22 protein-coding genes and 1 tRNA gene are annotated in these 26,907 nt (G+C 41.5%); 16 read left to right on the forward strand and 7 right to left on the reverse strand.

Features of this window, described 5'->3' with window-relative positions; genetic code table 11:
- On the forward strand, positions 1–7,248 hold the full coding sequence (locus ACW689_RS02510; RefSeq protein WP_476288246.1) for an amino acid adenylation domain-containing protein: 7,248 nt from the start codon (positions 1–3) through the stop codon (positions 7,246–7,248).
- A 106-nt stretch (positions 7,249–7,354) separates the two neighbouring features.
- On the opposite strand, the gene ACW689_RS02515 is transcribed toward ACW689_RS02510, so the two are convergent.
- Together ACW689_RS02515 and ACW689_RS02520 are read right to left on the reverse strand one after the other, a co-directional pair.
- A complete protein-coding gene (locus tag ACW689_RS02515; protein WP_476288248.1) occupies positions 7,355–7,864 on the reverse strand; it encodes a hypothetical protein in 510 nt (169 codons plus the stop codon).
- Positions 7,865–7,881: 17 nt separating this feature from the next.
- Positions 7,882–8,439 (reverse strand): TFIIB-type zinc ribbon-containing protein, encoded by a 558-nt coding sequence (locus ACW689_RS02520; protein WP_476288250.1) that lies wholly within the window; start codon positions 8,437–8,439, stop codon positions 7,882–7,884.
- A gap of 196 nt (positions 8,440–8,635) precedes the next feature.
- Here ACW689_RS02520 and ACW689_RS02525 point away from each other — a divergent pair, with 196 nt between their 5' ends.
- The 3 genes from ACW689_RS02525 to ACW689_RS02535 all read left to right on the forward strand — a co-directional run bounded on the left by ACW689_RS02525 (position 8,636) and on the right by ACW689_RS02535 (position 11,392).
- Positions 8,636–8,998 carry a VOC family protein gene (locus ACW689_RS02525; RefSeq protein ID WP_476288252.1) on the forward strand — a complete coding sequence of 121 codons (363 nt, stop codon included), beginning with the start codon at positions 8,636–8,638 and terminating at the stop codon, positions 8,996–8,998.
- Positions 8,999–9,201: 203 nt separating this feature from the next.
- Positions 9,202–9,726, forward strand: a complete 525-nt coding sequence (locus tag ACW689_RS02530; protein ID WP_476288254.1) for a RipA family octameric membrane protein — start codon at positions 9,202–9,204, stop codon at positions 9,724–9,726.
- A 34-nt stretch (positions 9,727–9,760) separates the two neighbouring features.
- A complete protein-coding gene (locus ACW689_RS02535) occupies positions 9,761–11,392 on the forward strand; it encodes an ankyrin repeat domain-containing protein (RefSeq protein WP_476288256.1) in 1,632 nt (543 codons plus the stop codon).
- Here the strand turns inward: ACW689_RS02535 and ACW689_RS02540 are convergent.
- From ACW689_RS02540 to ACW689_RS02550, 3 genes are all read right to left on the reverse strand, one after another.
- Positions 11,389–12,552, reverse strand: a complete 1,164-nt coding sequence (locus ACW689_RS02540) for a hypothetical protein (RefSeq protein WP_476288258.1) — start codon at positions 12,550–12,552, stop codon at positions 11,389–11,391. The genes ACW689_RS02535 and ACW689_RS02540 overlap by 4 nt on opposite strands.
- A gap of 12 nt (positions 12,553–12,564) precedes the next feature.
- A complete protein-coding gene (locus tag ACW689_RS02545) occupies positions 12,565–14,307 on the reverse strand; it encodes a peptidoglycan-binding domain-containing protein (RefSeq protein ID WP_476288260.1) in 1,743 nt (580 codons plus the stop codon).
- 64 nt (positions 14,308–14,371) lie between these two features.
- Positions 14,372–14,770 (reverse strand): hypothetical protein, encoded by a 399-nt coding sequence (locus tag ACW689_RS02550; RefSeq protein WP_476288262.1) that lies wholly within the window; start codon positions 14,768–14,770, stop codon positions 14,372–14,374.
- A gap of 153 nt (positions 14,771–14,923) precedes the next feature.
- On the opposite strand from ACW689_RS02550, the gene ACW689_RS02555 reads away from it, so the two are divergent.
- Entirely contained in the window at positions 14,924–15,199 is a 276-nt protein-coding gene (locus tag ACW689_RS02555) for a hypothetical protein (protein WP_476288264.1), read from the forward strand.
- Positions 15,200–15,586: 387 nt separating this feature from the next.
- Here ACW689_RS02555 and ACW689_RS02560 read toward each other — a convergent pair.
- Positions 15,587–15,663: transfer RNA gene (locus ACW689_RS02560), tRNA-Pro, on the reverse strand.
- Between the two features lie 1,037 nt (positions 15,664–16,700).
- Between ACW689_RS02560 and ACW689_RS02565 the strand changes: the two genes are divergently transcribed.
- The 11 genes from ACW689_RS02565 (at position 16,701) to ACW689_RS02615 (ending at position 24,872) form a co-directional block, all read left to right on the forward strand.
- Complete coding sequence (locus ACW689_RS02565) at positions 16,701–17,510, forward strand: hypothetical protein (protein ID WP_476288266.1); 810 nt, start codon at positions 16,701–16,703, stop codon at positions 17,508–17,510.
- Between the two features lie 11 nt (positions 17,511–17,521).
- Positions 17,522–18,364: an alpha/beta fold hydrolase gene (locus ACW689_RS02570; RefSeq protein WP_476288268.1), complete on the forward strand. Its 843-nt coding sequence runs from the start codon at positions 17,522–17,524 to the stop codon at positions 18,362–18,364.
- Positions 18,327–19,802, forward strand: coding sequence for an AMP-binding protein (locus ACW689_RS02575; protein ID WP_476288270.1), 1,476 nt, complete (start codon positions 18,327–18,329; stop codon positions 19,800–19,802). Before ACW689_RS02570 ends, ACW689_RS02575 begins: the two co-directional genes overlap by 38 nt.
- A 1-nt stretch (position 19,803) precedes the next feature.
- Entirely contained in the window at positions 19,804–20,040 is a 237-nt protein-coding gene (locus ACW689_RS02580; protein ID WP_476288272.1) for an acyl carrier protein, read from the forward strand.
- A gap of 16 nt (positions 20,041–20,056) precedes the next feature.
- Positions 20,057–20,968, forward strand: coding sequence for a chlorinating enzyme (locus ACW689_RS02585; RefSeq protein WP_476288274.1), 912 nt, complete (start codon positions 20,057–20,059; stop codon positions 20,966–20,968).
- Between the two features lie 78 nt (positions 20,969–21,046).
- Complete coding sequence (locus ACW689_RS02590; RefSeq protein WP_476288276.1) at positions 21,047–21,271, forward strand: acyl carrier protein; 225 nt, start codon at positions 21,047–21,049, stop codon at positions 21,269–21,271.
- Positions 21,271–22,017 carry a thioesterase II family protein gene (locus tag ACW689_RS02595; protein ID WP_476288278.1) on the forward strand — a complete coding sequence of 249 codons (747 nt, stop codon included), beginning with the start codon at positions 21,271–21,273 and terminating at the stop codon, positions 22,015–22,017. The genes ACW689_RS02590 and ACW689_RS02595 overlap by 1 nt, the downstream gene beginning before the upstream one ends.
- A 25-nt stretch (positions 22,018–22,042) precedes the next feature.
- A complete protein-coding gene (locus ACW689_RS02600) occupies positions 22,043–22,624 on the forward strand; it encodes a GNAT family N-acetyltransferase (RefSeq protein WP_476288280.1) in 582 nt (193 codons plus the stop codon).
- Positions 22,617–23,609 (forward strand): hypothetical protein, encoded by a 993-nt coding sequence (locus ACW689_RS02605; RefSeq protein WP_476288282.1) that lies wholly within the window; start codon positions 22,617–22,619, stop codon positions 23,607–23,609. The genes ACW689_RS02600 and ACW689_RS02605 overlap by 8 nt, the downstream gene beginning before the upstream one ends.
- A 41-nt stretch (positions 23,610–23,650) precedes the next feature.
- On the forward strand, positions 23,651–24,472 hold the full coding sequence (locus tag ACW689_RS02610) for a hypothetical protein (RefSeq protein ID WP_476288284.1): 822 nt from the start codon (positions 23,651–23,653) through the stop codon (positions 24,470–24,472).
- Between the two features lie 64 nt (positions 24,473–24,536).
- A complete protein-coding gene (locus ACW689_RS02615) occupies positions 24,537–24,872 on the forward strand; it encodes a cupin domain-containing protein (protein WP_476288286.1) in 336 nt (111 codons plus the stop codon).
- An 85-nt stretch (positions 24,873–24,957) separates the two neighbouring features.
- Here ACW689_RS02615 and ACW689_RS02620 read toward each other — a convergent pair whose 3' ends face one another.
- Positions 24,958–26,376: an alanine/glycine:cation symporter family protein gene (locus ACW689_RS02620; RefSeq protein WP_476288288.1), complete on the reverse strand. Its 1,419-nt coding sequence runs from the start codon at positions 26,374–26,376 to the stop codon at positions 24,958–24,960.
- Positions 26,377–26,907 lie beyond the last annotated feature (531 nt).

Here is a 26,907-nt window from a genome sequence, read left to right on the forward strand (position 1 = left end):
ATGTTATTAATGAAGGAAATTAGCGCGCAAAACCTATCTATTTGGGCTGAGCAAGGAAAATTAAAACTGGCTTTTGGAGAGCAATCTCCTCAAGCCTCACTGGTTGAACAGATCAAGGCTAGTAAAGACGAGTTAGTGTCGTTTTTAACCGATAAAAATATTGATTCTGCTCAGGCGTTTAAAAGCTTTATGCAAAGCCTGAATAAGCCAGCGAACAACATTGTTTCGGTGTGTCCAGCAAATAGTTTGCAGCAAGGTTTTATTTATCATCACCTGAATCAGCCGGATGACGATGCGTACCGGGTGCAGATGATGCTTGATTACCTTGAACCTATCAATGTGCCTCTGTATCAAAAGGCATGGCAACTCACGTTGCAGCGCTTTCCAGCGTTGCGCACCTTCTTTAACTGGGACGAGTCTTTATTGCAGGTGGTTACAGCCAAACCGAGCATAGATGAAAGCAATTTTAAGTTTGTTGATTTCAGTGCCTACCCAGCGCAAGAGCGCGATGTAAAAATCGATGAGTTACAACAACAAGACCGCCAACAAGGCTTTGATTTATCCAAACCGGGTTTGCTGCGTATCACGTTAATAAAGCAGTCGGAGCAGTTATACACTATGCTTAAAACCGAGCACCACAGCATCAGTGATGGCTGGAGTGCTCCTTTACTGCTGCGCAGTGTACATGAGTACTATCACCAATTACTTTTAGGCGAAACGCCTAAAGTACAAGTTGAAACGGCTTATTTAGCGACTCAGCAGTACTATCAGGATACGCAAGCACAAACGCAGCAATATTGGCAAGCAACCAAGCAGCGCTTTGGCAGTGCTAACGACATCAATGGCATGCTTAGCGCCCCCCTTGATTTGTCTGCACCGTTGCAAGTGACTCAACCTGATTCACAGCATTTGCTTATCAAAGGCCAGCGTTTCAAAGCACTAAAAACCATGTGCCAAAACAGTGGCGTAACGCTTAATGTGGCATTGCAATTTTGCTGGCACAAGCTTATTCAAGTTTATGCGGGCGATGAGCAAACGATTGTAGGCACGGTTGTGTCGGGTCGTAACTTGCCAGTTGAAGGTATTGAACAGAGTGTTGGATTGTTTATCAACACCTTACCTTTACATGTTGAGTGGCCAAGTGACGCGACCTGTGAGCAAGTCATGGCTCAGATCCAGCTGTCGATTGCTTCGCTAAACAGTGCTAGCAGTATCGCCTTGGCAGAGCTACAGCCAAAAGGGACGCGTTTATTCCATACCTTATTTACCTTTGAAAACTACCCAATTAGTCATCATGGTGACACGCGTAAATGGCAAATGAGAAAGGTGGTTGAGAAGATAGATTATCCATTATCAATTGTAGCGACGGAGCAAGGGGAGGAGTTAGAGGTTACCCTAAACTACAGCGCTAATTGGTTGGATGCTATCAAAGCCAAAGCATTAATTGCCCAGTTAGATAGCTTGCTACAACAACTGGGCTATTCACCAAGTAAAAAGCATCTCGCGTTATGTTTGCTCGATAAGGCACAAACAACACAAATAACTGAGCAATGGCAGCAAAGCCAAGCAACATATAACCTAGACACAGATGCAGCTGGACTCATTGAGCAACACGCGCGCAACACACCAAATAAAGTGGCCTTAAAAGCGGGCAGTGTTAGCTTAAGTTATGAACAGTTGAATAACCGTGCAAATGCATTAGCCGCGAAAATTGAACAGCACTATGCAAGCCAAGGGTTGAGCATTGAGCCTGATACACTTGTGGCGTTATACCTAAAGCCTAGTATTGAAACACTGGTCGCCATGTTTGCCGTTTTGAAGCTGGGTGCTGGTTATGTGCCAGTGTCTCCAGATGCGCCAAAAGAGCGTGTGTTGTTTATGCTCACAGATATCAACACGCGATTAGTGTTGTCGCAGTCGCAATTTGACAGCCAACTAACGGATTGGCTAACCGAGTCTGACGTCGCTCATATTGCTTGTGACAGAGAAGCGCAGCACGCAGATACAGCGTCCACATTTGAGCGCTCAGCCGTAAGCCTAAGTAGTCTTGCGTATGTTATTTATACCTCGGGCACGACAGGCACACCAAAAGGGGTAATGATAGAGCAAGGTCAGTTGCTTAATTACTTTAATGCCGTGCAGCAAACCTTGGGTGATGCGCTAGAAGTGACAGACTTTTCAACCAACTATTGTTTTGACTTAACGGTGACGACCACGCTTTGCCCATTAATGGCAGGTGGCACGGTGTGTATTTATCAAGATGACATCGGCAATGTCTCCGCCTATCAAGCGCATATTCGAGATAATCAAGTTCGCTTTGTAAAAACCACGCCAAGTCTTGCAAGCATTCTACTTGCTGACTCCGGCATTATACTTAAGCGCTTAATGCTCGGCGGTGAAGCACTGACGAAGCAGGTGATTGATAAGCTTGCTTGCGTAAGTGAGCAAATCATAGATGAATACGGCCCAACGGAAGCCACTGTGGGGGCGATGCACAAGCTTGTTGACTCCAACAAAACAGTGAATGGTATTGGTCAAGCCTATGCTAATGTGACTTTGTACGTTCTCAACGAAGGTTTACAGCCAGTGCCCGTGGGTGCCATAGGTGAGTTGTATATTGGTGGCGCGGGCGTGGCGCGAGGTTATTTAAACCGTGATGACTTAACCGAGGAGCGCTTTATTGCTAATCTATTCGCCAAGCAAGGCGAGGCAGCAAACCAACGTTTATATAAAACGGGCGATTTAGTTCGCTGGTTAGCAAATGGTGAGATGGAGTATCTGGGACGTAACGACAGCCAAATGAAGGTGCGTGGTTATCGTATTGAGCTGGGTGAAATAGAAAGTGTACTCGGCGCCACAAAGGGTGTGCAAAATGTGGCGGTGGTCGCTGATAAAACAGGGCAAGAGGCCGTTTTACGCGCTTACTGGGTGAGTGAGCCAAATGCGCAAGTTCACGTGCAGTCTCTTAAAGAAACTGCGGATGCGTCACTGCCCGATTATATGGTGCCGAGTAGTTTTACAGAGCTTGCGCAGCTGCCGCTGACCGCAAACGGCAAACTTGACCAAAATGCGCTTCCCAAACCAGAGCAAACGCAAACTCGTGACTATGTGGCACCAACAAACGAATTGCAACGCCAGTTATGCCAGTTGTGGCAAGAAGTGCTGATGGTGGACAAGGTCGGCATACATGATAATTTTTATGAATTGGGTGGCAACTCAATTACCGCAATTAGGCTATCAGCCCAAAGTCGCAAACGTCTTAAGCGTGATATACCGCTGGAAATGCTATTCAAAAACAACACTGTCGCTAAGCTTGCCAAGGTAATTGAATCGCAAGCAGCGTTGGTGATCCCACGCAGTGAGCAGGCAATGCCGCCATTGTCGTTCGCACAAGAACGCTTGTTGTTTATTGATGCCTTTGAACGTGGTGGACGTGCTTATCATATTCCCGCGTTATTTAAAGTGGGTGATGATTTAAATCTTGATTTATTGCAGCAAGCGTTAAATCAAGTGGTAAGTCGTCATAGCGTGCTGAACACCGTATTTAAAGCCAATGATGAAGACACATATAGCCAGCATGTCCTAGATACACCTGTGTTGATTAAAAAACATGTGCTATCGGAGCCAGAAATATTGGTAGATGTTGTGCAAACCTTTGCTAACAGCGCGTTTGACTTAGCCAACGAAAGCCCCATGCGTGTGTATCACATTCAAAGCGGTGATGAGCGTTATTTATTGTTTGTTTGGCACCATATTGCCTTTGATGGCTGGTCGACCTTTGTGTTTACCGAAGAGTTAACGAAACTCTATTTAGCCAATTTAAAGGGTGAACGCTTAACGTTGCCAGAGCTAAGCATTAGTTACGCAGATTATGCCAGTTGGCAACGTGACTACTTACAGGGTGAGCGTCTAACACGTTTGCAAGATTATTGGCTGGGCCAATTAAAAGATCATGAAACATTAGCATTACCCTATGACAAAGTAAGGCCTGAAAATGTGCGTTATGAAGGGCAAAATATTGATATTGGATTAACGACAGAGCTATCTGAGCTTGTTCGTCAGTGCGCTAAAGCGCAGCAAACCAGCATATACACGGTAATGTTGAGCGCATTTTATGTGACGCTGGCGAGTGTCTCGGGTCAGCAAGACATTGTGATCGGCACACCATCAGATAATCGCCATCATGTACAAGTGCAAGCCTTGGTTGGTTTTTTTGTGAACTCATTGGCACTGCGCACCTATGTCGATAAAAACGCCTCTTTTGATGCGTTTATCAAACAAGTACATGAGTTGGTCACGCAGGCAAAAATTCATCAAGAACTGCCGTTTGAGCGTGTGGTTGAGTTGCTAGAGTTAGAGCGTGATGCGTCACGTCATCCTGTATTTCAAGTGATGTTCAGCGTGCAAAGTGTGGATGCAAAAGCTATTGCTACACAAGGCGTGACCTTAGAGCCTGTAATGGGTGAGCTATTGAACGCTCATGTGGCCAAGCATGATTTAACTTTGCTGGTGGACGATTCAGCCGAGCAATTTAGCCTGCAATTTAATTTTGCCACCAGCTTGTTTGAACGGCCGACAATAGAAGCGATGGCAAAGCGATATATCCGCTTGTTAGAAAGTATGCTTAGTGCCCCAAACAAATCTTTAAATTGCTATGACATGCTCAGTGAAGAAGAGCGTCAATGTGTGCTGTATGATTGGAATGAGCAACGTGTTGCAATGCAAAGCCCGTTGTCTATCCAGCGTATCTTTGAGCAACAAGTGGCACAAAATGCGGATAAAGTGGCGGTGGTGTGTGATGATGAACAGTTGAGTTATGCAGAGCTGAATCAACGAGCGAATAAATTAGCTCGACACATTCGTCAACGTTATGAAGCACACCATCACTGTGCTATCACTCCAGATACACTGATTGCGTTATATTGTTCGCAAAGTATCGAAATGCTTGTGGCGACCTTTGCTGTGCTCAAAGCTGGTGCGGCGTATGTACCGCTGTCGACCGATAACCCACAGGAGCGCACCCGATTTATTTTGGATGATGCTCACGTCAATCTTATTATCACTGAAACAGAGCTTGAAAACGATGTACATGCTTGGTTTGACGGTGGTGCTGCGCCCGTTGTATTGGTTGAATCGCAAGATGTTGCCGAAAATGACACAGATCTTGATATAGACAACCAATTACACGATTTAGCGTATGTTATTTATACCTCTGGCACTACAGGGCAACCGAAAGGGGTAGAGATTGAACATCACGCGGTGAGTTCGTTTGCGCTAAATAACAATTATCTTGATGCGAGCAAAGTGAGCAACATTGTCAGCATGTCATCGTATGCGTTTGATGGCTTTATTTTTGATGCCATGTTCAGCTTGCTCAATGGCTTATGTGTTCACCTGACTGATAAGCATACCCGCTTATCACCGTTATTGTTTGCGCAATACATAGCGCAAAACAAGATTGACGCCAGCTTTATGACTACCGCTTTATTTAATGCCTTGGCAGCCAGCGATTGCCTTAAAGATAGCCAACTAAAGCATATTTTGTTTGGTGGTGAAGCGGTGAACCTACGTGTGGTAAGCGAATTTATGCAAACCACGCCACAAGTTAAACTTAGCCATGTGTATGGGCCTACTGAAACCACAGTGTTTGCGTCGGTTTGCCATTTAGATAGTACCATGACAAACGCACCAATTGGCCATGGCTTGATGGGTAAATCACTGTATGTGTTAGACGAGCACGGCAACCCTGTACCCGCAGGCACGCCGGGTGAATTATATATAGGCGGTTTGGGTTTAGCCCGCGGTTATTTAAATCGCCCTGAGTTGACCCGTGAAAAGTTTGTCGCCAATCCATTTGCTGATGAGCATTCAGGCGAAGAAACACGCATGTATCGTACTGGCGATATTGTAAAATGGTTGCCAAATGGCCTCATTGAATACATTGCCCGTAATGATAATCAAGTGAAAATTCGTGGCTTTCGCATTGAATTAAGCGAAATTGAAAGTGCAATAACGGCCATTGAAGACGTGGAACAAGCGGCAGTGATTGCCTGTGAAAATGACGCGGGTAAATACATTGCGACTTACGTGGTAACACAGCCAAATAGCGTACTCAGTGGTGAGCAAATTATTGCAATGTTGCAAGATCAACTGCCTGATTTTATGGTGCCATCGGCAATTAACTTGATTGACCGTATTCCACTGAATACCAACGGTAAATTAGATCGAAAAGCACTGCCAGAGCCAGAGTTTGTGGGTGGTAGCAGCTATGTTGCGCCACGTGACCCATTGGAGCAAAAGTTGTGTGACATTTGGCAAGATACCTTAGTACGTAGCCAAATTGGTATTCAAGACGATTACTTCAATCTGGGTGGCACTTCAATCGCAGCCATCAAGTTGATGAAGCTCATTAATCAGCAACTTAATTGCGATTTGTCGATTGCGGACTTATTCACCGAGCGCACCATCGCAGGGCTTGCCAACCTGTTGCGCAATCAAACCCGCGATGGCCGATTGCTTAAACGATTAAATACCTTTAAAGAAGGGTTGCCAACTTTAGTTATGGTCCATGCAGGTAGTGCCGGATGTGAGGTATATCAGGGCCTTGCCAATGAACTGACAGGGTCGTTTAACTGTTTTGGTATTGATAACTATAACTTGTTAAAAGCAGATAAAATCAGTGAACTCGATAAGTTGGCAGAGGTTTATTACGCCGAACTGAAAGCAAATATAGAGCTTGAAGACCTGACTTTATTGGGTTGGTCGCTTGGCGGCAACATTGCCCTTGAGATAGCCTATAACCTTGAGCATAACCATGGCACCAAAGCGAACGTATTGTTGTTAGATACCATTGTGAAATCAGGCCGACTAAGAGAATTAACCCACCTCTTTGAAGCCGATAACGAGCAACAGTTGGTTGAGCGAATGCTGGAGCTTGGTCACGATAAAGCGAATGTTGAAGCTATGCTACTTGCGCGTGAGGCCGATGGGCAGTTGGACTTATGCTCTCTAAGTGGTGCGCTTGAGCACACACAAGTGCACTTACTTAAAGCGGGTTTGTTTGACTTGAATGTGGCCACGCAATTAGCGCATGAATGGACTGAAATCTTAACGGCAACAGCAGATAACAATGTGCGTGAGTTTATTGGTAAGAAGATAACCACACAACTTGTTGAGGAACGTCACCATGGTGATATTTTGCAAGAAACTGCATTGATAAAAGAGGCGTTAGAACACGCATTCAAATAGGTTTAATATTTATAAGCTGCACCAAAAGCCCCGACTAAGCTCGGGGTTTTTTTATATGTTTGCGTGAATAGTCGGTGAGTAAAAATCCAAGCGCTTTGTAGGGTTATTATTCTAATTCATCATTACCATAAATAAGCTCACGCAAGGCAGGACGAACTACAGCTAATATCCAAACTATCAAAACTAGTCCACTTAAAATTAATTGAGTAAATTGCATAAACCAAGGTTGCTCCCATATTGGAGCAAACGTTTGCTTTTCTTCTTGTTGTTCTAAAAAGGCTTCATATGCTTTACTTAGGTCACTATGTTTAGTGATGGTTGGGTATTCGATAATCAAGCCGATTTTGGCCAGCGCGAGCCGCGCTTGTTTAGACTGAGATTGATCCACATAAAGCATATGATTCTTAACATCAGCATAATAATTAAGGTGCTCTTGGTCCAAGGCATCTGCAATTTGCACCGAGTCAACGAGTCGGAGATCTTGTACGAATGGACGGTAAACAGGGTGATATTGTCGGCCCCCAATTACTATAGAAATAGCAACCGCTAGAGAGATTATTAGAATTAATACAAGCCTAAATTCTTTATAAGTTATGAGCTTATTTACTTTTTGCATAAATGTTTCTTTTAAATCTACTTCTCAGCTGAGTACGGGTCTTCAGCCAATAGGTAAGCTCTTAAATCTGCTTTTTGCTCTTGCGATAAAAGCCACATACGCATGTCTTTGACCTTTTCGTATACGTCATCACCAAACCTAGCACGGTAGCTATCGGTAAAAGTCTGCTTAGCACTATCTTGTCTTATCCAGCGTTGCCAGTTTTGCGTTACGACGGCGTTTAAACAACCAGCGATACCTTCTTGTTTGAGCAGCTCCCACTCGCCTTTATCCAGCCATAATCCCCCTGTGGCGCTGCTATAGTCGAGTCTGTGTTCATGCTCTGCGGTGATTTTAAACTTACGCATGATGGTGCGGGAAATAGGGCAAATGAGCGCTGCTTTTGTGTCGGTTACATCGTCTGCTTCAAAGCTCACATCGGAGGTAAATTGATACTGTGGGTTTCGTTCTTTCCAAGAAACAAAATCTACGATGAGGATCCAATTACCGCCGCATTGGTCACAGGTGTGGGCTCGGAATAACCCCTCTATAAAGCTGGGTACTAAATTACCGTTGTTACAGCTTGTACAGTTCATATGCGTCTTCGTTTCGTACTGATAATTAACAAAAATCCCTATACTAACGACTTTTGTATCTGTCAGCCACCAAAAAGTCGTCAATACCGCATTTCAGGCATAGTGTTGTATGAAATGAAAGTGTTGTTACTACTGACATTCATTGTCAGCATCATAGGATATATTTTGTAAGTAGAATTAATGGAGAAACACAAAAATGAAGATGAACTACTTTGTTGTTGGTACAAACAACATGAAAGCGGCAGTTAACTTTTATGATGCGCTTTTTGCGCAAACTGAGTTTAAACAAACTTTTGCAAATGAGCGCATGACATTTTGGCAAGGCAAGGATGTTGATGCCGCATTTGCTGTTGCGCTACCGTTCGATGAACAACAAGCAACGAATGGCAATGGGACCATGCTAGGGTTTAATGTGGGCTCGGCCGAAGAGGTTGCTAGGCTTTATTATAAGGCACTGGAGCTTGGGGGAAAGTGCGAAGGAGAGCCTAGGCAGCGGGGGCCAAAGTTTTCAGCATACGTACGAGACTTAGATAACAATAAATTGGTGTTTGGTGATTAGCTCGTTAACAAATGCGTTTAAATTAACAAAGCGCTATTTGCAATAAAATAGCGCCATGGCATTTTATATTATATTTCAAGAAAGTGGTAAAATACGCTGCTTAGAAAATGCTCACTAACCCTAGTCGCCAATGCCATTATCGATTGACTGTTTTGTTTTATGCGGTAATGTAAATTGGGATGGTAACTTGTAAAAGGATTAGTATGCACGGCAACGAATTACAAAAACGACTTTTTAGCGATTCGCTCACAGAACAAAACTATACGGACTCACATTATCAAAATCATCTGTTAGAGCAATATAAGCTTTACGTCGAAATGGCCGATCGGATAAGCAACCGCCGAGGGCTGACAAATACTTTTTTTGCCACACTTAACACGGCATTTTTGACAGCCATAGTGGGTTTTATTACCAATAAATCAGATAATGATTATGTACTTTCCATTGCCGGAATACTGATGTGTATTGTGTGGGCAGTGTTATTGCGCTCATATCGAAACCTAAACTCCGCTAAGTTTCAAGTGATTGGCTTAATAGAAGAAAAGTTACCCGCTTCGATGTTTTGGCGTGCCGAGTGGTATGCGCTTGGAGAGGGTAAAAGCTGGAAAAAGCACATTCCTTTGGGTCCACTGGAAACACTAGTGCCTTTAACATTCGCAATTTTGTATTTGTTAATACTGCTGACCAATACTACTCTCGTTGAACGTTTGAGCAAATTAGTGTCATAGCGCACCATCAACACACGTCGATAAGGAAGTGATTATGCAAGGCGAAGAAATACTATTGATCATGATAGTTGTGGCTCTAACCATAGGGCCGATGCTTTATAAAAGCACGAGTAAAATAAAAAGTGCGTTAATCACACTTATCCGACACAAAGAAATAAGCACAGAAGCGTTTTTAAAGATACTTGGAGATCGGCCCGCACTACTTGAGTCACCTTATATTAATGAGATTGTTAGAGAATGTATTTTTAATTCTCATATTGAACTTTTGCGCCTGTTAGTTGAAAAAGGTGTTGATTTACAGTCATTAAACTCACCAGACACGCCTTTTTTAATGCTGGCGGCGGGCTGTGATGATTATATGGCTTTGTCACAATTTCTTATTGAACACAATGTTGAAGATGTGAGTTCTCCAGAAGAGGGCATGAATGGGTTTAAGGCTGCGCTGATATTGAAGCGTGTCGATCTCGTAAAAATGTACTTAGACATGGGGGCCGATGTCAATGCGCCTTCAAATAATGGTGCAACACCTTTATTTATCGCTGCCCGAGGAATTAATAGTGAGCTTATCGAGGCGATGGGTGAGACGTGTTTAGAGACAATTAAGCAACAAGAAAAACAGACTATCAAACTGCTGTTTGAATACGGCGCAAAGCTTGAATTAAGTGCACAAATATATGACGAAACAATAGATTTACTGGTTATTGCAGCGTCGGCAGCAACCAGTGCTAGTTTGGAAGTGTTACTGAGTCAGGGGGCAGATCCAAATCAATATCACGGTGAGCTATCTCCACTGCTGGCAGCATTAAGTCAAGAAGACGATATTCTTGAAGAAAAACAAGCCAAAGTTAGGTTACTGTTAAAGAATGGGGCACAGGTAGATGATCAAGATGAGCATTTGGAAGAGAGGTTGTTTGTAGCGCTTTATTTAGAAGATATGGCAAGAGTTAAGGCGCTAGATTTACCAGCTTTAATATTGAGGAGTAGCGAACAAGGGCTAAAAAGTGAAGACATCTTTAAAGAGGTTATTAAGGAAAAGCTTACACAAACGATAAGTGATTTACCGGTGAGTGCATCGCAACTATTCGATATGATCATTCCTCGTATTACATGTAACCTTGACGATTGCAAACTGTCCGTTGTGGATGATTTGATAAGTAGAGGTGTTAGCAAAAAGGATGCTAACGCATTGTTTGATTATGCTCTTGCTTCAGTAAATATGGCAATCATAAATCAAGAAGCGCGTTTGAAGGCCATGCTTTTTGTCGGGGTTGATAAGTTTTATCACTGTTTGGATACGAATGATGAAATTTACAAACAGCTGTTAGTTGATGTTAAAACGCAACCAAATAACCGAGCGCAATTTATTGAAAAATTAAAGCAACATGGAATAGAAAAAGCGGGGTTTCAATCTTTAGATATGGCCTCAAATGAGGATAGAGCAAGTTTACTCCCAGATTTTGGACCCCCTATGGAGGAAATAGAGCCATTTAATAATATTAATAGATTTGCGTGGTTAAATTTACTTGATGACGCACAAATGTCTGGAATAACAAAAGAAGAAGTACTGCTCAGAGCTTGGTTAAAGTTTGATGTGTTTCCAGGTGTACTTGAAACGTTTAGCGCTGGCTTTTTTGAGGTTGGGAACGCTGAACCTCAATCAGCTTAGATTAAAAATTTGTTGAGTTGCTCTGCGTCACTGTGCGACAGCGCCATGTGAAGGTGTTTGTAGCTGCTTATATGTTTGGGGAATTTATCTGCCTGAAAAGCTAACACCATTGGCCAGTGGTTTTTAGATAACTCATTACCATGAATGCGTTTTATGGCTTGAATGATGCTCTCTTTGAGGTAACTTTGATTTTTAACTTCACTGGCTTGGGGTGTCACAATAATAAGTCTGTGCGGTTCAACTAGTTTTAATGATTCATTCAGCTCCCACAATATGCCGGGGGTGTCACTGACTCTGAGTATTACTTTGTTTGCTCTAACAAGCAGGTGTCGAACCACATTCTGCCAGCTATCGTGAGGAAGATATAAGCGCGCAGATTCTGCCTTTCTTTGCCCTGACTCGCCGGGTACCCCCAGTGCGATGAATTCGCCATGGGCTTGCAATTGTTTGACAATGGTTTTTTCTGATGTGCCCATGCCGAGTTTTATTTTAGCTTTATCTAGCAGGTTGGGTTGTTTTTGGTCATCTTCAAATGAGCGCAGATAAAGAATCGGGTTTTTGGTTTTGCGCAGTAAAGCCAATGCTTCATCACTACCATGGCCGGTGGTGATTTTTTCTGTTTGAGAGGTTCTTATAAATTCGTTGATAACAGCGGGTGAAATTGCTTCATTAAGTAGCTCTGCTTCTAAATCAAATTCTAAATTGTGATAATTTTTATACCAGAGCAACTCACATAGTAGTCTAAGATCTCTAAGCATATTAGGTGTATATAGTCGTTCGCTAAGAAATAGCTCACAAGGTAACTCAAGTTTTTTTGGGTATTTAGATTGAAAATCAATATTGAGGCGTAAAGTATGAGCAAGTTTTTGTAATACTTGCTCTGAGCGACCTTTTTGCAATTGCTGTGAAAGTACTTGTTCAGAAGCTAAGCGATAATCCGCCAGTTCAAGTTCGCGCATTTTTGCAGCTAAATTTGAAAGGTTTTGGGCATCAACAACACGTTGCACAATTTTGCTTGCAGATAGACCAAGGGCAAGTTGGTTTAAAACGCCTAGGATTTCGTCTTGTCTGAAACCATCATTTATCGCTTGGTCGACCCTTGTCGCTATGTCTAAGCGGCTTAAATCACAATGTTTGAACCGTGCTGTTAAATTATCCATATTGTTATCGTCTCACGTCATTAAGGACTGGTGGAGTATTTGTGCGTCCTTTTCATCAATATGGGCATCAAATGTTAAAAGGTAGCTAAATAACGACAGGCCGCCGTAAATCGGATTCACAAGCAGCTTTTTGACCAAAGTAATCACGTCATGAATGAGTTTGAAAAGCACAACCGAAAATTCAAAGCCTTTAATTTTAATGGATAACGCACTCACAAATGACGCAATTGTGTGCTGAGTTGTGCTTTTGTCAATCGTGACGTAGTAGTCCATATCCCATTGTCGCTTCATGGCTATTTGCTTATTGGAGCCAGAAACAAGTGTATTAAACAATAAACTAAAGCCCTCTGACATCGCGGCACTTGCACGCTCAAAAATCAACATTCCTTTAAAGGCCAGTTGTTTAGCAAGTTTTAAAACCCGCACCACAGTATCGCTGAGTTTGCCAACAATGGTTCGCACCTTATTGACGACCCAGTCTACCGTGCCTTTTATTATGCGCCATATACGTTTGGCACCATCGAGTAAAAAGTTACCAAAACCAACAGACTTCCAATCCTTATCTGTAATTTTATTGTCTTGATTACTCAGTACTTTAACCATGTTTATGGCTCTTTGTTGTGAAGGCTCAAGAGCTTCTTCTTCAGCATGGGCACACACTAAAATATCGATGATCACTAGTGCATTTGTTACTTGGCCATTAAAAATTGCTTGGCGCATTTTTGCTAAAGACAAGTGTAAACAGGCGATGCGCTGACGATTAACACTGGCTTCTCTAAAAAAGCTGCGAGCTAATGAGAGTAGGCCGCCGAGTCTTACCTTATCAGCACTTGAAACTCTTTTTGGTCTGCTAAAGCCATGTTTGTCGAGCTTGGTTCTTTTTTGTGACAAGGTGCGGCAAATAATCAGCTTTTCATCACCAGGGCTGATGACGGTACTGTCTGGGTCGTCGTCACTACCTTTGTGATAACCGTGCAGCCATAACTCAATTTTCGCTAAATGGCCTAAAAACCTCAATGCATGACTCAATACAGGCGCGTGCTTATCTGCGGATTGCGCTTCATACAAAGGCACGTTCATTAACTGTGCGCGTAGTTTTATGCGATGCTCATAAACGAGTTTAACTAATCGATCTTGATCAAATAACATCGCCATTAATGGGGCTGTGATTGAATTACCTTGAGGAAGATCTTGTGCGTCAAGTGCCAACGCAAGTAGTAACTGATGGAATTTGCGTAAACCGGCATCCACTGTGGTTCTTCTTAGTTGTTGTTCGCGCTGGGTGACGGGCAGAGGGTTATCTTTGTCATTCACCGCAGCCTGCGCAAAAAACATTCGGCTATCTTCAATAATGCCTAGGGCACGTAGGCGAACATAGGCGGCACGTAACATAAAATCACAGGGCCGTTCATCATCTAGCCATTTTTCTAATTGTGTGGGTTCTTCAAAGGTAAATACCTGCTGAATTGCCTGCCAAGTCTGGAATCCTAACCAACCATCTTCGTGCAGGCCAGCTTCTCTTTGCAGCTGACGAACGGCCTGTGTGAACCTTGCGTTAGAAACTTTACTTCGGCTATCCAAATACTGCAGGTGTACAAGCCTGTCGATAACCACTTTGCGCAGTTCATCATTCATGCCTATTTTGTTTTTACCTGGCTTAGTATTTGGCAAATGCGGCAAATAACCATCTTGAATACCACGGGCTATTTCTTGTTCGAGTTTAAGTACGCTCCCAGCGTTACTGATCCCTTGCATCGTCGCTCTATGTGTTGGTTAACTTTATCTAAGTCACTGAATTGGATATATTGATTTGGCGTTGCTACTTTTTTACCAAACCTTGAATGCTGTCTTTAAAAATTTCAAAAATCCCCGATCTGAGCGCTTGCCCCGCTAACACGGCATTACTATGCGCTTGCTCAAGTGTTTTCATGTCATCGTTTGGCACGGTATTGCTTCTAAATATAAAAGCATCACCGTCTAACTTATAGCTATCAATCGCAGCGATGGTGATACCGCTTGTGATCTCACCCTTTGCCGCTTTTTTGAACAGCTCTTCCATGTTCACATTATTTAAATCATCACCTTCTACCTCACTTGAAAGTGCGGCGTTAATATCGCCGGTGGCAGTTGTTACAGTCAATGTTGAAAAATCGACGGCTGTGTCTTTGAGGTTTTCTAGAATAGAGCCAAAGGTGGCTTTAGTTGTGTCGCCCGACATAATCATATTCCTTATATGAGTTGTTATTATTGAATGCCAACTGATTGATAAATAATTGATACCTTACGTTTTGCAATCCCACTATAAGCAAAGTTTGTGACTTGCACAATACTGATTATTTTTTAACAAACAGCATTCATTCTATTTGTTGCCTTGCAACATTTAAATAAAGACACTGCTTTTGAAAAGCTGGTAAAAATAAATGATGAGCTGATAGGTTTTTCACTCGAAGGGTTAGACGGACTGACAAAAACGGCAAAAAGCACTTTCTACAAATACAAAAAAGACACGCTAGCTGAATACCTAGAAGGCTTACTTGACTACCGCCCTGAATACTTGTGTACGACGCCCAAAGTTATGTTATCAAGTGATGAAATAAAGCAAAGGCAGAAAAAAGCGGCCAAAGTAACCATAGAACGGGGTGCCTAAATATACAGTTTTATCACTTTCAAATTGTAACAACTGTTTAAAAGGCAGATTTTCATAGAGTTTAAATTCCAATTTATTTGTCACGTCGTTACTCATCTCAGAAATATTTCCTTTGCATACATAGTAGAGTGTTATAGCTCCTACATTATCAACAGCCCATCTAGTATGTGAAGACCCAGTTAGAGATTACTGCGTGAAGTAAAGTGCCATTAGCTGTTTTCCTATATATCCCCCCAATCAACTCCTAATCCAACCTAAAAATGAGAAAATAATTTTAGATAAATATGGTGCGATAAATGTGCGATATAGAGTTAGATATTGCTGACGCTTAGTGCGAAAAATAAGACGTGGAAATGATATAACTTATTGAATAGGGTAAGGAAAAGCTGGTCGGCATAGCAGGATTTGAACCTGCGACCCCTGACACCCCATGACAGTGCGCTACCAAGCTGCGCTATATGCCGACTTGCTGCTCACTATAATGATTTTTTTTTCAAAGGCAATAGTTTAGCGGTCTGTTTGGATGTTTAATGCGCATTTATCTAAAATTTAATGCTTTTTGTTAGATAGGGTGACGGGAGCATAACTAATCTTTTTTTATTACACTTCATCAGTAATCCCATATCAGCGAGAAAAGTCGCTTTGTTTTAAGAGCAAAGTGCGTGTTTGATTTTCACCTACTCCTTCTCTGTATCTAAATTCAGCACCCAAATTCACTGGTAGGTCGACAAAATACAAAAGGTTAAGTGCGAATGAGGGGCAAAGTGGGCTATGACAGTATAAGCATTACAGATATTTCATCATCTTGTCATTTAATTGTTTCTGTAAATGATGTGTATCAAATTTGTAATACCATATGACAAAAAGTTATTTTGCTTTTTATAAATTTTTAAATGTTGACTAAATTGCATCTCCTGATTTTTCATTGTTCAATTGTTGTGAATTATATCTTCTGTCTGTGCCATTTAAAATGGATATCAATCACTTTTATTAATTCGATTTTTAATTTTTTCTGTTTCTTTTGTTGCAAATTAATGTGTTTTGTTTTGAGTTTTTAAAATCGGTAATTTATGTTTCCAAAACGGGTTTTTGTTTGTTTTTAACAATAGTGTGTTGTTTTAAAGTCTGTTTCGATCTGAGTTTTAATTATTTGTTTTCAGTTGGTTGTCGGCGTTTGTTTTGTTTTTGTTTTATGTGGTTTGTTGTGTTTTTTGGGTTTTTATTTTTTATTTCTAACCTTCAAGCTAAGTTCATTTTGCTGCAATAAATCGAGTTGAAAATTTTACCTAAAAGGTACATTCTAGCGCCTAATTTAAATGCGAGAATTCTTGGGTGTGTTTTAAATTAATATTTTGGTTTGATTTTTATTGCCCAGTTTTGACGTGAAAAGGCTTTGTTTTTGTTTTTAATTTTGTTTTTTTGGTTTAGATGACATTTAAGGATATGAATAAATTTATATCATTGTTTTTTAGCTAATTTCTGTAATAAAAGAGAGAGTGTTATGAAGGAATATAGAGCAAGAATTTATGATTTAGTGGGAAATGTTTCACAGAAGCAATTGTCATTGGAAGAAGCCTTTAACTTAGTTCATGAATCTGAGCACGATGTCATTCTATTAAAAGTAGAAACAGAATCTGGGATCGGTTCTTGGTGGGGCCAACAAAGTGAATTAGATATGAATCACCACCGTTACTACAGTGGCATTACGACCAGTGGCATGACATTAGGAAAACTACAGCGCGCATCAAGCGAGGAGTATGATGCAACTTCTCAAATTTATTTTGACTCAGCAAAAGTGGTTAATGCTGCGCTAAAACAAACACAATATTACACATTTTTCGAGCAAGGCCTTAACGCACGAACACTTGAAGTTGAAGCTGAACGCGAAATGTTGATCGCATCACAACGAGAATATCCACCATCGAATGAAAAGCACTTTAGCTTTCCTCCACATGCAGATTCAATCGCTTATGCAAGAGCAAAAGAGCAGTGGCCAATAAAAGACAATTATAAGCAAACAGCGGCATTTATTACGGTGAAAAATTCTGATAACGATGCTGGATTTGTTATGTGGGATTACATTCCGCCGAGTCGAGATAAGCTAGATGATTTTATTAGCTTGTATAACCAAGATGAGGCTGAAGCTTTAGACTTTCTTAATCAGTATAATCACATGGAAATAAAGCCTGAAGAGGGTGAGTTGTGTATTTTCAATTGTCGAAAAATGCACGGGATCCAGACTTGTGATTCGTTGAGGAAAACGATTGGTTCGTTTTTCATCAAACAAGATGGCTGGCGGATATTTGACTGAGTATGCCTAATATGTTCAAAAGTAAGTTGGATAACCAAGGCATGCCTATTCATTGTGCGCACTCAACGATAGACCCTGCCAAACCGAATATTATTTTGGTGCTGCCGTTTGGTGCGAAACTAGATGCTGCACATAGCTTTATGGAGTTAATGCAAGATCAATTCAATGTGTTTACTTGGAGAAGCAGGCACATTCTTGATGAGCATGATGAAGTGGATGATAGCGCAGTGAACATGAAGGGGCATGTGTCAGATCTAAAGGCATTGCAGTCTCATTTTGATCTACAAGACCCATATGTGGTGGGCTATTGCTCCGGTGCGGCTGTCGCCCTGAGCTTTGCTGCACAAAACGATAATTATCAAGCGTTGTATCTGGTCTGTGGCGAATATGTGTTAAGCGACAAAGCGATTGTGCCCGAGCATTATCATGAAGTAGATACCATATTAAAAATGGCGGCTAAAAGCGTGCAGTTGAGTACTTTATTGAGTACCAAAATGCGTGGAGCGCAATCAGCCAAACCGGTTGCAAAAGAGGCGAGTTACTTTAACGAGCCCTATTTTAGTGGCGTGCTGTTACATCGTTACGCACTGAATTACGTTGATTTTATTAGTCATGATTATTTGGCATGTGCGCGCAAAATCAAAAAGCAAACATATGTCTACAGCTCAGATCAGGACTTACACGTCGGTACAGCTCCTTCAGAACTGCTATGTGAATACCTACCTCAAGCCGAGTTGCTTCAGGCTGATTATGGTGATCATTACGCATTTTGTAGGCGCTCTTCTTTATTGAGGCAAGTGAAAAAGGATTTGGTAAATGAAACTCTCATCCAGCAATGTGATCAAGCGGTTTAATGACATTGTATTAGCTCATCCAGAGCGTATTGCAATTGATTCCGAACAGCGTGAAATTAGTTACAAACAACTTGCTAAAAATGTCGAGCATGTCGCAGGGACTTTGTTACAGCAAGGTGTTGCTGCGCACGATATTGTGTTTGTTAAGCAAGCGCGTTCACCCGACTTTATTATTAGTATATTGGCGATCCTAAAGGTGGGCGCTACATACTTACCGGTTTCTAATAAGCTCAGCCATAGCGAGCTGCAATTTATGATTGCAGAAACGCAAGCGAAGTACCTGATCACGGATAGTGATGAGTGTTCAGATTTATCAAATATTGATGTACTCAACTTTGATTTACTTAGTAATTCGCCTATTTGTAGCGAGCCTAATTGGCCACAAAGGTCGAAAGAGGACTGTAGTTATGTGATGTACACATCTGGATCTACGGGGGCGCCAAAGGGTGTAAAAATACCAGATAGAGCGATATTACGTTTGGTTGTTGATGCCGACTTTGTAAATATTGTGCCACAAGACGCTATTTACATGACTGCTGACATTTCATTCGACGCTGCGACATTTGAAATATGGGGAGCTTTGCTTAATGGCGCTCGATTGATAATTGATGGCCCTGAATTTAATCCAACTAAGTTTATCCGCAACCTTGGCGCAAAAAAAGCAACGCTAGCATGGCTTACATCTGGGTTGTTTCACATGATAGGTGCTGATAAGCCATTTATCTTCAAAGGGCTACGTGCGCTTCTTGCTGGCGGAGATGTATTAAGTAGTTCGGTGATTAATGCCGTGATTAAAGCGTGCCCAGAACTGAAAATTATCAATGGCTACGGCCCCACGGAAAACACAACATTTACCTGCTGTTATGAAATGGATATTAATAACCTGCCAAGTGACAATGTGCCTATTGGTAACCCAATTAAAGGAACTCATGTTGCCATCCTAAATGATCAGTTAGCACCAGTGGGTGAAGAAGAAGTTGGCATTCTTTACGCCTTAGGTGAGGGCGTGGCTTTGGGTTATTTGGGAGAGCGAGATAGTAAAGGCGCATTTTTTTACAACGCACAAATTGGTGAAGGTTTGATTTACAGAACGGGTGATAAAGTTTTACGCAAAAACGGCGTTATCCATTTTGTTGGGCGAGAAGATAATTTAGTCAAAATTAGGGGGTATCGCGTTTCTTTGGAGTTTGTGACAGAGAAGCTATACCAACTACCTTATATCGAAAATGCACTCGTTTATCTTAAAAAAGATTTGATTGGCAGTAATGCACTTGCGGTATTGGTTACTGTTAATTCCCCCGTAAAGGTTCAAGATATTAAAAAGGATCTAAGCATTCTTTTATCAAAATATATGCTACCAGATTATATCGAGGTGAAAGAAAGTTTAACTTTAAACAAGAATGGAAAAATTTCTAAAAAGGAAATTATGGAGGTTTAATATGAATAGCAATAGTGAAATCAGAAATATAGTTTTAGAACAAGCGAAAGCAACATTCAATAATGTAGAAATTGATGAAAATACAGATTTTTTCTCTGCTGGTATTAGTTCTTTAGCGGTAGTTAAGTTACAAATGGCAGTTGAAGAAGCACTTGAACGTACTGTTGAAACATCAGAATTAATGATTAATTCAACTTTAAATGGTTGGGTTGAGTTATACCAAAGCGCTAATGCATAAAAATAAGGAGGTCGGAATGAGTTTTTATCTAACGGAAGATGAACTAAAGCAAATGAGAGAGAATGGCTATATTGGTCCATTTGATTTATACGATAGAGAAGAAATACTAGAAAAATATCGTAAAATTCGAGCGAAATTATTCGATAGAAAAAATGCAGCATATGATTTAGAGCATACAAGTGTTGTTTCAGGTTATGACCGCCACTTGGATATTGATGAGCTTAGTGAGCACGTTATTAATCCAATTATTGTTAATAAAGTAAACTCAGTTTTGGGTCCGGATCTGATCTGTTGGCGCTCTGAAATGTTCCCTAAGTATCCTGGTGATGAGGGAACAGATTGGCATCAGGCTGATACATTTGCGCATGCATCGGGAGCGCCGCAGATCCAATGGCCTGGAGATAGCGACTTTGGTGGCGCGATCACCGTTTGGACGGCACTAACAGATGTGCCTGAAGAGGCCGGTTGCTTATGCTTCATTCCTGGTACACATGAAGAAATGTGTTATGACGAGTCGAAAGAGATGCAATATACGCCAGACGAAGTGAATGCGTTAGAAAAAGACGGCGTAAAAAGAGGCTTCTTTGGTTACGACTATCGTAATTTACAAAAAGATCCTGATTGGAAACCAAATGAATCTCAAGCTGTGCCAATCAAAATGAAAGCGGGCCAATTCGTTATATTCTGGTCAACGCTAATGCACTCGTCTTTGCCTAATATTACAAAAGACCAAACAAGATTGGGTTTTGCTGCACGCTATGTTCCTGCGTCAGTAAAAATTTATCCGGATACCGACAAGGTCGTTGAGTACGGCAGTGAGCTATCGCTTGAAAAATACGGTGTTATTTCTGTATCAGGTAACAGAGATGAAAGCCATAACCGTATCCTTGATACAAGCTTAAGTGGTTTTGATTTTTCGAAGAAATAATCGAAATTAAACTATTCAAATATAGCGGCTTAATTCACAGAGCCGCTACTTATTTTTGTAAGCAAACTAGGATGTCACATGGAGATAGAAGAAAAGCTCGTTGCCGTGTTTAAAACCGTAATGGATGAACACACTGAACTAAATTTAAGCACAGGTATCGCCAATTTAAACGCAAACTCAATGCAAGCGGTCATGCTGGTGAGCCAGATTGAGGAACAATTTTCATTGTCTTTACCTATGCAAGAATACTACAGCTGCGAAACACTCTCTGATTTAGCGCGCTATATAACAAGGAATATGTAATGTGGTTAAAGCCTCTAAATGCTGAGCAGCAAAGTGGGAACGTTAGGCTCATATGCTGTGGCCATGCCGGATCAAGTTACGTTGACTTTACTCAGTGGCATAAACACCTTGGCAGCCAAGTAGACGTTATTGCGGTCTCTTTGCCAGGGCGATGTGAACGCATAAAGGAAGCCCCTATTACTGATATTAACGTTTTAGTTGAACATATTGTTAAAGCGATCGATGACCTCCCCAAGTTACCAACCGTCATATTTGGCCATAGCTTTGGTGCCGTTTTAGCCTATGAAATAGCTGCATTGTGTGCCAAGAAAAACAGTGTGAATAGCCCCAAGAAACTTATCTTATCGGCCAGCGCATTAGAAAAAGTAAAACTTTTAAATACGATAGATATTGCAGATATGTCAGCGGTACTTGATACATTTATGCGCAGGGGTTACTTGAGTCCAGCGCAAGCTGAAAACAAAAAGCTCATGGAGTTGATTTTACCTTATTTACTCGCAGACATTCGTTGCAAAGAAGATTGGCAGATAGATAGCGAGTTTAAGCTTGATATTCCAATTCATACGATGGCTTGGGAAGATGATTCACTCGTTGTACCTGATGAGGTACACATGTGGATGACGCGCAGTAAAAAGCATCGACAATGCCAACAGATCAATATGCCAGGCGGGCATTTAGAGTATTTGAATTCGCCTAGTCAGTTCTTCAATACACTTAATGCCGTGATCTCTTCTACAGCAGCATAAAAAGGCAAAACAATAAGGACATACCATGGATAATTTATGGCAACGAGTGAATGTACGAGCGTTCAACCATGCCGATATAGATATGCACTTAGATTATTGGCACAACCCAAGTAATACCTTTTTAGATGTACTTGGCGTGGACCGCAATCGTTTGGCTGCGGCGCATAAAATGAAAGAGCAGCTATTATACGTACTCGACAAAATGCCGCACAAATGCACATTAGTGACAATAGAAATCGACGGTAAGGCAATTGGGGTGCATGAAATTACTGATATTGCCAGTGATGCCAGTGCGGTAATGCATGCAAACATCTGGTCGAATGAATATCGAGGCAAGGGAATAGGCAAGGTTTCTTACATCAAGGCGATGCAATGGTATTTTGACCATTTTGCATTGCAGCGCATCCTGTTTAAGACCCCGAAAACCAATGTAGGGGCCAATAAACTCAAACAGTTTTTGGGTATAAAAAAACTGTCGGAATGCAAATATGAACTCCCTATATTTAAGCAACCACTAGACGCATATCTGTATGAAGTGTCCAAATCTTATTTCGACGCCAATAAAAATAGCATGATAGATAAACTTTCCGAGAGGGCTTATGGATAAGCGTATTGTTGATGAATTAGCTACTTTTGAAAGAAATTTGAATACTCATAAGCTTGGCGCCTATCAAGTTAGGCGAATAGATGCATGGGGTATGTTGATTTTACCGCATGACTCAATGAATACAGATGATGTTGTAGATTTAACAATCTTGGCGCTTAATCATGGTGACGAAGTCGGTGGCATCGTTGTTCTAAATCGCTTGTGTGCTCAAATCGCAAGCGGTGCGTTGGTTGTTAATAAGCGTATTGCGTTGCTACTGGGTAACGTTGAAGCGGCTAAAGTAAGCAAGCGATTTGTTGAACGAGATATTAATCGTTCTTACATGTCGACACAGGGTGAGAGTATTGAGCAAAAAAGGGCTAAAGAAATTGAGCCTATTTTAAAGCGCTCTAGATTTGTGCTGGATTTTCATCAAACAATCGAGCCAACAAGTTCCCCGTTCTTTGTTTATTACTACAATGACAATGCGGCTTTGTTTGCCAATTTTATCGCGCCAACGATCCCTGTTATCACACATAAGCAAAGTACGGCTGCAAAAATGGGAGGGATGCGTTGTGATGAATTTGGCACGCACAGTGGCTGTGTATCCATCGCTTTAGAGATCAGTCAAAAAGGATATGATGAAGAAGGAATAGAATTTGGTCTTAAGTGCGCAAGCCGTGCACTTTTGGCAGTAGAGCAATGGGCGGCTATTCAGGCTCATCACCCTAGTTCAATGAACCCCATGTGGACTTGGGCGCATATTGAAGCATATCCAGAGCAATACATTTCATTAAAACCTGGACTAAAAAATTTTGAATTAGTGAAACAAGGGCAGGTGATAGGTTATTCGCAGTCAGATACACCATTCACCGTCGCAATAGACGGCGCATTATTGTTTCCCAAATACATAAAACCCGGGGAGAAAAAACCCGTGGAAATTTTCCGCTTATTAAAACAAGTCCATTATTTTGAACGGCATCAAGTTACGGCGGAAATCGATTAGCCATTTGAACTAAAAAAGAAAAATCTATTAAAGGAGTATAAATGAGAAATCCAAATAAATTGCTGACTATATTGGCAGCATCATGTTTTGCTTTGTGTAGCAATGTAGCTTTGGCAAAAAAAGGTGTGACTACACCCGATGGTTTTGAGTCTGTCATGGTATTGATGGGTACTGGAACAATTGATGCGCATAACCCTGAGCCGCGACCTGGTGTGATTGGTTGTCAAGGCTTGCTATGTGACGGTGACTTTTTCCAAAAAGTCATTATGGGTCGCACTGATGAACAAATAGCACAAGTACAAGACGAAGCGAAAGCATTTTTCTGGGAACGTTTTGGCTTAAATGTAGAGGATTTGGTTGCCAATAATCGAGCAACATTTGGCTCCTTTACTTTAAACCCGGATTTTCAGTATCGTCTACATATAGCAACAGGTATGAAGGCGCAAGATGAGGGGTGGATTGTACGAGATGGTGGCTTCAGTCTATCTATTACAGATCCGCAAGGTGTGACACTTGGTGGTGAGTTTTCTGGTCGTGTAGCACGTCAGGGTGAAATGCTTTTATATGGTAACTACAATATTCTTGTCACCAATAAGCGCGGCAAGCCGAAAAGAGAAATTGTGATTGACTATCGTTCACGTGTTCCCGCAATTGCTGACGATGATGGTTTTAGACTACAGAGCTTGTTAAGTAACGAAGAGTTTGGTGAAGGTCTGGTATTGGCAACCATTTTGCTGGATGACAAAACAGAAGGTGAGATTAAAGTAAATGCAAGAACTGTGATTTCCTTTCCTGCCGAAACATTACTAAATGAGTATCCTGCCTTTCCTGAGTTTGATGCAAAACCTCGCGTAAAACCTTAATGGCTTAAATGGGAAGTGATAGTGCTTCCCGCTACTTTGAATAACAAAAAATGAGATTTAAGAAGTGAGAAGTAAAGTTAATATTCGCGAGTCGCTTGCGGGAGTGCATGAGTATTGGTCACAGCAAACACTAGGTGAAGCGAATGGCCAATTGTATAAAGTAGCTAAGGGTCAAGGGGCAACAAACTGGCACAAGCATGATGATCAAGATGAATTATTCATTCTCTATGAAGGGTTGTTGAATATTGAACTAAGGGATCAAGTAGTTGAATTGCTTCCAGACGATATGTTTATTGTGCCCAAAGGGGTAGAGCACAGAGCGGTCGCGCCTGAAGAGGCCAAATTTCTTATTGTCGGATTAAATATTACGTCCACACCCGAAGGTGGTAAGCCAAACTAATAAAAGGTATTCATTTGCAATCATCTTCATTGCAAATGAATACCCCATGAGCTTGTTAGCCTATAAGCGTCAATTTATTATATGGCTATTTAACCCAACTCCCTTTAGGCAGCGTTTTTTTCATTTTTGGGTTCGTATCAGGATCAAATACAGGCTCTATCCCTGACTTTAATTGCTGGTTGTAATCTTTATATAACCAAATTACAAAGCCAGAAAGCATGAACAGCGCAACAACATTTACTATCGCCATCATACCCATTGATACATCGGCCATGGTCCAAATAATACCTAGCTCTCCTACAGCACCAAACATTACCATGCCCAACACACATAAACGGAAAATAAGCATGCCGTGTTGATGGTTATGTTCCAAGAACATTAAGTTGGTTTCCGCATATGAGTAATTCGCAACAATCGAAGTGAAGGCAAAGAACAAAATCGCAATCGCAATAAAAGTCGCGCCCCATTCGCCAACATGCTCAACTAATGCGGCTTGTGTGAGCGCAATACCAGTAATGCCAGATTCAGGCACAAGCTGATTAGATAATAAAATGAGCGCAGCGGTTGCACTACAGATCACAATAGTATCGACGAATACGCCCAACATTTGCACATAACCTTGTGATGCTGGGTGGTTAGGGTTAGGTGTTGCTGTTGCTGCGGCGTTTGCGGCGCTACCCATACCAGCTTCGTTTGAAAATAAACCGCGTTTAATACCTTGGATCATCGCTTGCGTGACTGCATAGCCAATTGCGCCAGCGCCTGCTTGTTCAATACCAAAAGCACTGTAGATTATCTGCTTGAACACACTGGGTAGTAATTCTACGTTAGTTGCACATATATATAGTGCAACTAACAAATAGGCGAGGGCCATAAACGGCACAACAAGTTCAGCAAAGCGAGAGATTGTTTTTAGACCACCAAAAATGATGAATGCAGAACCAATAACTAACACTATGCCCATTACGTACTTGGGAACGTTAAAAGCGACTTCAAACGCTGCGGCAATTGAATTGGCTTGTACTGCATTAAATACTAAACCAAACGCAAGGATCAAACACAGGGAAAACAATACACCCATCCAGCGTTTGCCCAAACCATATTCCATATAATAAGCAGGGCCTCCACGATAATTACCTTCGTCATCTTTCGTTTTATAAAGCTGAGCGAGAGCACTTTCTGCAAAGCTCGTTGCCATACCGATAAGTGCAATAAGCCACATCCAAAATATGGCACCTGCGCCACCTAAATAAAGCGCCACTGCGACACCAGCCATATTACCTGTGCCAACGCGTGCAGCTAACGAAGTACAGAAAGCCTGAAAAGAGGAGATCCCAGTGTCAGCGCCACTGCGACTATTTGCCATTACCTTGACCATGTATGGAAATTGACGAAATTGAATGAAGCCTAAACGAAGAGTAAAGAACAAACCTGCTGCTATTAATAGATAGATGAGAACGTGTCCCCAAAGTAATCCACTAATAAAGTTTAAAAAATCAGCCATAACTACAAAGCCTACTTATATATGAACGAATAAATCAGGGCGCGTAATCTAACACATATAAAAAGAAGAGTCTTTTAAACACCGACAAAGAGTTACTTATCCACAGATTTTTGTGGGTAAGTTGTGTGGCCTTGGTGTGCAAATGTGTATAGGTAAAAAGGATTAAAAAAAGTGTGTTTTTCTTAAGAAAAACGCTTGCGCTTTTAATTCGCCGCCCTATAATGCGACCCCACTGACACGGAGCGCTACGCACTAAAGCGAAAACGAAACGAGTCAGGGTCAAGTAAAACTTAAACTTGAAACTTCTTACTAAGAAAACTTCGAATTAAGTGTTGACAAAAAATCGGGAGTGCTTAGAATGCACATCCCTCGAAACAACAAACAGTTTCGAAACGTTCTTTAAAAATATGAAGCAATCATCTGTGTGGGCACTCGTACAGGTTGAGTTCTAACAGCAAAATCTAGCATTGCTAGAGGATGCAAACAAATTTAGAGTCTCAAATGTAACTGAGTGACTTCATAGTCAATTCG

This window comes from Pseudoalteromonas sp. ABE4_541 (genome assembly GCF_056312285.1).